Source organism: Variovorax sp. P1_H12_2, assembly GCF_056405335.1.
Window position 1 is genome coordinate 1 of the sequence record NZ_JBFUCI010000285.1, and the last position, 8,495, is coordinate 8,495.

Consider the following 8,495-nt stretch of genomic DNA (forward strand, 5'->3'; position numbering starts at 1 on the left):
GCTCACCACCGTACCGGGCCTCGTCGTGGTGGCCGTGGTGCTGTCGGCCAACCGGATCAGCGTGGCGCTGGCGAAGGGAAAGCAATGAGCGCCGTGGTTGCGCTCAGGCCCGAGGGGCTTGCGGTTCCGCCGGTGCTCGAGGTCGAAGGGCTCGCGATCGGCTACCGCGACAATGCGCAGCTGCACCGCGTGGTGCACGACGTGTCCTTCGCCATCCATCCGGGCGAGATCGTGGCGCTGGTGGGCGAATCGGGCTCGGGCAAGACGACGACGGCGCAGGCCGTCATCGGCCTGCTGCCGGCCAACGGGCAGCTCGAGCATGGCGCGATACGGCTCAACGGCGTCGACGTCGCGGGCTGGTCCGAAAAGCGCTTCGACGCCATCCGCGGAAGCATGGTGAGCCTGATCCCGCAAGACCCGACGAGCTCGCTGAATCCGGTCCGCACGGTCGGCGAACAGGTCGCCGAGATCCTGCGCATCCACCGGCGCGTCGAGCGCCACCAGATCGCTGCGCGCGTGGTCGAGTTGCTGGCGCGTGTCGGCCTCTCGCAACCCGAGCTGCGGGCGCGGCAGTATCCGCACGAGCTCTCCGGGGGCATGAAGCAGCGCGTGCTGATCGCGATCGCCATCGCCCTGCAACCTGCATTGATCATCGCGGACGAGCCGACCAGTGCCCTCGACGTGACGGTGCAGAAGCGCATCCTCGACCTGATCGACGAGCTGCGCCTGGCCTACGGCACCGCGGTGCTGCTGGTAACCCACGACCTGGGCGTGGCCGCCGACCGGGCCAGCCGGATCGTGGTGCTGCAGGGCGGGCGCATTCAGGAGCAGGGGCCGACCGACGCCTTGCTGCGGCAGCCGCGCAGCGCCTACACCCGCCAGTTGCTGTCCGACGCGCCCTCGCTCGCGATGTCGGCCTTTCGGCCGGAGCGCGCGTTGGAGGGGCCGGCTCCCGCGGACGATGGCGACTTCGCCATCGTGGTCGAGAACCTGGTGCACGAATTTGCCATCGGCGGCGCACGCGGCACGGTGTTCCGGGCCGTCGACGGGGTGTCGTTCCGGGTGCGGCGCGGCACCACGCATGCGATCGTGGGCGAGTCCGGATCGGGCAAGACGACCACCATCCGCGACGTGGTGGGGTTGCGGCAGCCGACCGCCGGACGCATCCTGATCGAAGGCACCGACCTCGCGACACTGAGCGGCGAGGCGCTGCGCCTGTTCCGCCGGCGCATCCAGCTGGTGTATCAAAATCCGTTCGGCTCGCTCGATCCGCGCCAGACCATTTTCGAGATCATCGAGGAGCCGCTGCGCAACTTCGAGCCGGTGAGCGCCGCGGAGCGACAGCGCCGGGTGAGTGACATCCTGGCCCGCGTCGGCCTGCCTCCGGCGGTGCTGCAGCGGCGGCCGCAGGCGCTCTCGGGCGGCCAGCGCCAGCGCGTGGCGMTYGCCCGCGCGCTGGTGCTCGAGCCGCAGGTGCTGGTGCTCGACGAGGCGGTCTCCGCGCTCGACGTCACGGTGCAGGCGCAGATCCTCCAGCTGCTGGAGCGCCTGCAGGCCGAGCTCGGCCTCACCTACCTCTTCATCTCGCACGACCTCGCGGTGGTGCGCCAGATCGCGGACACCGTGTCGGTGCTGCAGCATGGCCGCCAGGTCGATTCGGGCCGGGTGGAGGATGTGTTCCTGCGCCCCACCAGCCCCTACACACGTGAACTCATCGACGCCATCCCCGGCAAAAGGAACTCGCATCTTGTCCAATCTCCAGCGCCTGGGCTTCTTCAGCAGGCTTCTTGACGACGCCACGGCGGCCGAGCGCTATCGCCTGGTCACGGAGCAGATCGTCCACGCCGAGGCTTTCGGCTTCGACTCGGCCTGGGTCGCGCAGCATCACTTCCACGAGGCGGAAGGCGGCCTGCCTTCGCCGCTGGTCTTCCTGGCCTCGGTGGCGGCGCGCACGCAGCGCATCCGTTTGGGCACCGGCATCGTCACGCTGCCGCTCGAAAACCCGGTGCGCGTCGCCGAAGACGCGGTGGTGCTCGACCTGCTCGCAGGCGGGCGGCTCGAGTTCGGCGTCGGCACCGGCGGCACGCCCTCGTCCTTCACGGCCTTCGGCCAGGAGAGCGAGCAGCGCGCGGTGGTTTTCGCGCAGCACCTGGCGCTGGTGCGCGAGGCCTGGGCCGGGCGGTCGCTGCCCGGGGGCGACCGCCTGTACCCCTCGTCGCCGCAATTGCTCGACCGGATCTGGCAGGCCAGCTTCTCGGTAGGCGGGGGTGCCCGCGCCGGACTGGCCGGCGACGGCTTGATGCTGTCGCGCACCCAGCCGCGCGCGGTCGATGCGCCGCCGGCGACGCTGGCCGACCTGCAGCTGCCGATCATCGAGGCTTACCTGGCCGCCCTTCCTGCCGGCCGCGCGCCGCGCATCGTCGGGTCGCGCTCGGTCTTCGTCGCCGACGACCGCGCGCTCGCACGCCGGTTGGCGGAGGAGGGCTTGCGTCGCAGCCTGGCACGCCAGACCGATCCGGCGCGGCCCGGCCCCGACGCCTCGCTGGACGAACTGATCGCGCGCCAGGACGTGCACGTCGGCACCCCGTCGGACGTGATCGCTTCGCTGCGCGCCGATCGCACCCTGGGGCACGTGACCGACCTGGTGTGCCAGGTGCACTCGGTCGATCCGCCCCATCGCCACATCCTGCGGTCGATCGAACTGATCGCGACCGAAGTCGCTCCTGCGCTCGGCTGGTCCGGCTCGACGACCGCAGATTCTTCATCCCACCCTTCTCTTCAGGCCATCGCATGACCCAGTCCACCCTTCCGGACGTGATCGACCACCTCGTCGGCATTGCGCCCGGCGATGCACTCGACGCCATCCGCGCCAACCGTCCGCAGGCGCGCCTGCACGCGCAGCAAAGTTATCTGGCGCTGTTCGAACCCGCGGCGCCGGCCGCCGGCGACCGCACGCGCTTCACCGGCGTGGAGCGCTTCGCCGTGGCCGTCTTCGTGGCCGGGCTGCACGGGCAGGCCGACCTGGCGGCCTTCCATGCCCAGGGGTTGGCGCGCATCGATGCACCCGCGGGACTGCTGGAGGCCGTGGCCGCGGAGGCCGCCGAAGGCGCCGCGCGAGGTCCGTACGGGAGCTACCCCGAGGGCCGGCTGAGCGCCGAAGACCAGCCCGGGCCGGTGCATGCGGTGAGCGACGCGCACCGCGCGCTGCTCGGCCCGCGACTGTCGGCCGCGCTGGCGCACGCGCACCTGCTGGTGCTGCACCCGCGCGACGCCAAGGCGTCGGACCTGCAGGCGCTGCTCGATGTGGGCTGGTCGACCACCGACATCGTCACGCTGTCGCAACTGGTCGCCTTCCTGTCTTTCCAGATCCGGGTGGTGGTCGGCCTGCGCACGCTCGCGGCCCGGCCCGCACCTTCCAACGCTGCCTGACCGAGCCACGCCATGAGCAACACCACCCTCTCGCATCCGACCAATGTCCCGCCGAACGCCTTCACGCAGGCGGTGCTCGAATGGCTGCCCTGGCTGGAGCCGCTGCCGGCGTCGGACCTGACCGAGCGCCACCTGGCAGGGCTGGTCGATGCATCGCGCGCCAAGTCGCCGTACTTCATGCTGCTGGCGCGCGATCCGGACATCCTCGGCGCTCGCACGCGCACCGACAAGGACATCTTCTACAACCCCGATGCCGGCCTGCCGCGTGCCGAGCGGGAACTCTCGGCCGCCGCGACCTCGCGCTTCAACGGCTGCATCTACTGCGCATCGGTGCACGCGCGATTCGCCTCGCATTTCTCGCCCCGCTCGGCCGATCTCCAGCGCTTGCTGGACGAAGGCGTGGGCGCCGCGCTCGACCCGCGCTGGGATGCGATCGTGGCGGCGTCGGTCGCCTTGTCGTCGACGCCGATCGCCTTCGGTCCGGCCCACGTCGACGCACTGCGCGACGTCGGCCTCGACGATCTCGCGATCTCGGACGTGATCCACGGCGCGGCCTTCTTCAACTGGGCCAACCGCTTGATGCTGTCGCTGGGCGAGCCGCAGGCCGCAGCGATCCCTCAGAAGAACTGAAACCGGACGGTGGGGTCCTGCGCGACGCGTGCGCCGTGGCCCCGCTCCCACGCGAGGTAGTCGGCCCATGCCCGGTCACGGCGCGGCGGTGGCACGCGCATGACCGAGCCCCAGTCGTCTTCGAAGGGCGTGAGGAGCTGGCGCGCCCCCCAGGCTTGCTCGACAGGCAGGCCCGCGGCCTCCCACGCCAGCGTGCCGCCAGCGAGCCAGTCGAATTCCCGTGTCCGTCTCCGAGAAAGCGAACCAGCTGAGCGTCCGCCTCCTCGATCGGCAGTGGCATGCTGCGTCCAGCGGCGGCCAGCAGGCGCTCCAGGGCTGGCATCTTCACCGGCTGGGCCCTGATGGAGGAAAGGATGGCTTCGCAGATCTGGCGGACCCTTTCCCGCGTCAGCGAGTTCRCCTCGCCGATCTCGAGCAGCGTCTGCCCGCTGCCGCGGCCATACCTGGCCGCGAACATGTCGAGCCAACGAACCTTTGCGTCGCTCGATCCCGGCTTCGGATCCGCCTGTTCGATGGCGCATGGAGTCCGACATCTCCAAGCTCCTCGGCCCAGGTTGCATTGTTCGCAGCAATGAGTCGGTCGCACAGGTCGCGAGCAAGATCCTGGCCGACGCGGATCGCAAGGTGGCGGATCTGTACGACCTGATCCATCCGAACGCATCGACCACCGCGACGGTGCGCAGCGTCTTCCTCATCGATCCGAAGAAGACGATCCGCACCACGATCACCTACCCGGCGAGCACCGGCCGCAACTTCGACGAGATCCTGCGGGTGATCGATTCGCTGCAGCTCATCGACAGCCACAAGGTCGCAACGCCGGTGAACTGGAAGGACGGCGACGACGTCGTCACCATCCCCAGCCTGCAGGACCCGGCCGAGCTCGCCCATCGCTTCCCGGAGGGCTTCAAGGCTGTGCGCCCGTACCTGCGCCTGACGCCGCAACCGAACAAGTGAACGCGGCGTCGTTGCAGCGCGCGACACGCGGCGCCTGAGCTCAAAATGGATCGGCCGCGAGCGTGGCGCCGGCCGCCGAATCCCAACGGGTTGCCTGAACAGCGACTACTTGAGCTTGGTCGTGTAGATCTGCTCGCACGCGACACGACGAGATGCAATACCGAAAAGTCGGTCGCAGTGGGCTCGCGTGCGCAAGCCCTCGCGCTGCGCGAGTGCGATCACGCGCTCCCGGCTACTCTGGCTCGCATTGGTTTCCGGCACCTCGGGCAGCGGCGCATCGGAGTCGAACTTCGAYGCRTCGWSGCCGAGCGCGATCGATAGCGAMGCGATSGCGCTSTCGTAGTGCACCAGGCTGTCGAGCYKSGCMCGGATGGCRCGCGCCTCKTCMASSSTGTCGCCGACCACCACGAASGCSGCMGGCAGGATCTTGAGGTGGTCGCGCTCGCGGCCSAGKGCGGCCAGCCGSCCCTTGACGTCSGCATAGAAGCKSCGGCCYTCCKSSAGCGTGCCGTGSGCSGCGAAGATCACTTCGGCYGTCTCGGCCGCCAACTGCCGGCCGGCTTCGGAGGCCCCCGCCTGGACGATGACCGGCCAGCCCTGCACCGGCCGCGCGATGTGCAGCGGCCCGCGCACCGAGAGGTACTTGCCCTTGCGCTTGAGCGCCTCCATGGGCATGTTGAGCACCGCGAGGTGGTCGGCCATGAAGAAGGCGTCGAAGCGGGCCCGCTCCAGTGTCTGGGCGAAGCGCTTGAGGTGCGCGAAATTGAAGTTCGCATCGGCGAAAGCGCCCGGATAGCGCCAGGCGCCGGTGTGGATGCTGACGGGGCGCATGAAGGCGCCGAGCTTGAGTTGGCGATTGGAGGGCATAGATCACCCTTGCAAACGATCGTCGGCGACGCCGCCAAAGACTGATTGCTTCGATGCTTATGCCCCGGCTTCCTGAGCGATGCTAGCGCCCGGAGGGTCAACGGAAAACGCATCTGCAAACTCGTATTCCTTCGTTTGCAGGCGCGTCGCGTGTCCGCAGAGCGCCGGCAGGTGCGCGTTTCCCGCGGGGCTGTGGATGCGCAGCCCGCCAGCGGCGAGCTGGGCCGCGCGTCGCGGGCGCAGCAGGAAAGTCAGGTCCTGGCCGGCCTGCAGCAGCCGGCCGCCGAAGTAGCCGCCCAGGGCGCCAGCGCCCACCACGAGGATTCTCATGGGTCGTCCTTTCAAGTCCGCCGGTGTGCAAATGCACGAAGGTCGAAGTCCGATGCCTGGCCCAGCACGCGCTGTGCGATCGCCTCGCCCAGGCCGGCGGAGTGCTTGAAGCCGTGCCCCGAGCACGCCGAGGCCACCAGCACCTGCGGTGCGTCCGGCAGGCGGTCGACCACGAAATGGCGGTCCCGCGTCACGGTGTACATGCAGGCACGGGCGTCGACCGCACGCCCGCCGATCGCCGGAAAGCGCCCGGCGACGCGGCTGCGGTACATCGCCTCGACCTCGGCGGCGTCGACCTCGCGCACGAGTGCCGCGGGCGAGGTGGTCCGGGCGTACTGCTCGCTCGCCACCTTGAGCGCGGGCCGGCCGGCGTCGGCCGAGGGGAAGCCGTACATGTAGTCTTCCTCTGCGTCGCCGTACATCCAGATGAAGATCGGCATCCGGCCGGCGACGAAGTCGCCCGCCGCGTTGCCGGCATCGAACCAGTACATCACCTGCCGGTACACCTCGAACTCGCCATGCCATGCGTCGCGCGCGGCCTGGGGCAGGAATTCAGGCAGCCACGGGCCTGCGGCGACCACGACCTGGCGGGCCGTATGGGTTGCGCTGGCGGTGCGCACCGTCACCGATTCGCCTTCTGCGCCGCCGTCGAGCGCGAGCACGGGATCGTCCACGTGCACCAGCGCGCCCGACGCCCGCGCGACATCGAGCTGCGCGGCGATCGCCTGCTCGGGGCGCACGAAGCCCGCCTCGGGCTCGTAATAGCCGATCTCGTTGCCCTGCAGGTGGAACTGCGGAAAGCGCGCGCGGATGCCGTTGGCATCGAGCACCTCGTGGGCGATGCCGAAGCGCTGCGCGCTCGCGATGGTGCGGCGCACGAAATCCGGCTTGCCATGGTGGTCGGCCGCACCGTCGCGAGGCGCCAGGACCAGGCCGCCGGTCTGCGTCAGGATCGAGCGTCCGGTGGCGGCCTCGAGCTCGCGCCAAATCGCGTGCGAACGCCGCACCAGCGGCATGTAGGCCTCGCCTTCGCCGATGGCCAGCCGCGTGATGCGAGACTCGCCGTGCGAAGACCCGTGCTCGTGCGGTGGCGCGAAGCGGTCGATGCCGAGCACGCGCGCGCCGCGCCGCGCGAGCTGGCAGAGCGTGGCGGCGCCGACCGCGCCGAGCCCGACCACGATGGCGTCGTAGTGGGTCGAGCCCGTCATGGTCGTGGACGCGGCACGTGCGCCCCGGCGTGCGGATGCATCAGGCCAGGCCCAGGTCCAGGTTCAGGAACGCGTGCTTGACCTCGATCGGCTTGGGAATGAGCTTGAGTTCGGCGAAGGCGTCGGCCAAACCCTGTTGCTCGCGCGCGATCTCGGGCGTCAGCGCGACCACGCCGTACTGCCGGCGCTCGGTGGCGAGCGCGAGCACCTTGGGCTCGACCTTGAGCTGCGGCGACAGCAGCGCCACCACGTCTTTCGGGTTGCCCTGGGCCCACTGGTTGGCCTTGCTGAGTTCGGCGAACACCGTCTTGAGCGTGGCCTGGTTGGCCCGGGCGTAGCCCGGCTGGGCAAAGTGGTAGGTCCGGTTGCCGCTCAGGCCGGTGCCGTCGAACAGCAGCCTCGAATCGGTGGCGACCTGCGCCCCGGCCAGGAACGGGTCCCACAGGCCGAGCGCCGCGACGCTGCCCGACTGGTAGGCGGCCACGCTGTCGGAGGCGGTCAGGATGTAGACCGGTTCGATGTCCTCGTAGCGCAGGCCGTTGGCCTGCAGCGCCTTGATCAGCACGTACTGCGTGTTGTAGCCGCGGCCCGTGACCACCTTCTTGCCCTTGAGGTCGCGCACTGTCCTGATCGGCGAGTCTTGCGGCACCAGGAAGCCGACGCCGCCCGGGTACGGGCTTTCTGCTGCGAGGTACGCCAGCCCCTTGCCGCTGGCCTGCTGGAACACGCCGATGCCATCGGAGGCATGGCCAAAATCGATGGCGTTGGCGGCGAGCGCCTCCGACAGCTGGCTGCCGCCGAGGAACTCGCGCCATTCCACCGTGACGCCGGCCGGAGCCAGCGCCTTCTCGAGATTGCCGGTGCCCTTGAGGATGTTGAGCGTGTTGAACTTCTGGTAGCCGATGCGCAGGGTCTTGGCGGGTGCGGCGGGGCTTTGTGCCCAGGTGAAACCCGGCACGGCGGCGGCGAGCGCGCCGGCGCCGGCCTGGAGCAGCGCGCGGCGGCGCGACAGGGAGGAGGTCATGGAGAGATCGGCCCGCTTCAGAATGCCGGCACCAGCGCGCCGCTGAACTTCGT

At 69.9% G+C, this 8,495-nt stretch carries 7 protein-coding genes and 2 pseudogenes; 5 read left to right on the forward strand and 4 right to left on the reverse strand.

What is annotated here, in order from left to right:
- Window positions 1-84: 84 nt before the first annotated feature.
- The 5 genes and pseudogenes from AC1D2K_RS23895 to AC1D2K_RS23915 form a co-directional block, all read left to right on the forward strand.
- A complete protein-coding gene (locus AC1D2K_RS23895) occupies window positions 85-1,791 on the forward strand; it encodes a dipeptide ABC transporter ATP-binding protein (protein WP_478091491.1) in 1,707 nt (568 codons plus the stop codon).
- Window positions 1,673-2,794: a putative FMN-dependent luciferase-like monooxygenase gene (locus AC1D2K_RS23900; RefSeq protein WP_478091492.1), complete on the forward strand. Its 1,122-nt coding sequence runs from the start codon at window positions 1,673-1,675 to the stop codon at window positions 2,792-2,794. The genes AC1D2K_RS23895 and AC1D2K_RS23900 overlap by 119 nt, the downstream gene beginning before the upstream one ends.
- Complete coding sequence (locus AC1D2K_RS23905) at window positions 2,791-3,429, forward strand: CMD domain protein (protein ID WP_478091494.1); 639 nt, start codon at window positions 2,791-2,793, stop codon at window positions 3,427-3,429. Before AC1D2K_RS23900 ends, AC1D2K_RS23905 begins: the two co-directional genes overlap by 4 nt.
- Before the next feature lie 12 nt (window positions 3,430-3,441).
- On the forward strand, window positions 3,442-4,059 hold the full coding sequence (locus tag AC1D2K_RS23910) for an alkylhydroperoxidase domain protein (RefSeq protein WP_478091495.1): 618 nt from the start codon (window positions 3,442-3,444) through the stop codon (window positions 4,057-4,059).
- Window positions 4,060-4,659: 600 nt separating this feature from the next.
- A pseudogene (locus AC1D2K_RS23915) lies at window positions 4,660-5,013 on the forward strand (thioredoxin domain-containing protein); the annotation flags it as partial.
- 183 nt (window positions 5,014-5,196) lie between these two features.
- Here AC1D2K_RS23915 and AC1D2K_RS23920 read toward each other — a convergent pair.
- The 4 genes and pseudogenes from AC1D2K_RS23920 to AC1D2K_RS23935 all read right to left on the reverse strand — a co-directional run.
- Window positions 5,197-5,880 (reverse strand): annotated as a pseudogene (locus AC1D2K_RS23920) (LLM class flavin-dependent oxidoreductase); the annotation flags it as partial.
- 57 nt (window positions 5,881-5,937) lie between these two features.
- Complete coding sequence (locus AC1D2K_RS23925) at window positions 5,938-6,210, reverse strand: 2-dehydropantoate 2-reductase N-terminal domain-containing protein (RefSeq protein ID WP_478091496.1); 273 nt, start codon at window positions 6,208-6,210, stop codon at window positions 5,938-5,940.
- A gap of 11 nt (window positions 6,211-6,221) precedes the next feature.
- Complete coding sequence (gene solA / locus AC1D2K_RS23930; RefSeq protein WP_478091497.1) at window positions 6,222-7,418, reverse strand: N-methyl-L-tryptophan oxidase; 1,197 nt, start codon at window positions 7,416-7,418, stop codon at window positions 6,222-6,224.
- A 40-nt stretch (window positions 7,419-7,458) separates the two neighbouring features.
- Window positions 7,459-8,495: aliphatic sulfonate ABC transporter substrate-binding protein (locus tag AC1D2K_RS23935; RefSeq protein ID WP_478091499.1), on the reverse strand; the 1,037-nt coding region annotated here is incomplete at its 5' end.

Bases quoted from the DNA above. Each gene is read 5' to 3' on its own strand.
- AC1D2K_RS23900 (WP_478091492.1), top strand. From the start codon at position 1,673: ATGTGTTCCTGCGCCCCACCAGCCCCTACACACGTGAACTCATCGACG.
- AC1D2K_RS23905 (WP_478091494.1), top strand. From the start codon at position 2,791: ATGACCCAGTCCACCCTTCCGGACGTGATCGACCACCTCGTCGGCATT.
- AC1D2K_RS23910 (WP_478091495.1), top strand. From the start codon at position 3,442: ATGAGCAACACCACCCTCTCGCATCCGACCAATGTCCCGCCGAACGCC.
- AC1D2K_RS23925 (WP_478091496.1), bottom strand. From the start codon at position 6,210: ATGAGAATCCTCGTGGTGGGCGCTGGCGCCCTGGGCGGCTACTTCGGC.
- solA (WP_478091497.1), bottom strand. From the start codon at position 7,418: ATGACGGGCTCGACCCACTACGACGCCATCGTGGTCGGGCTCGGCGCG.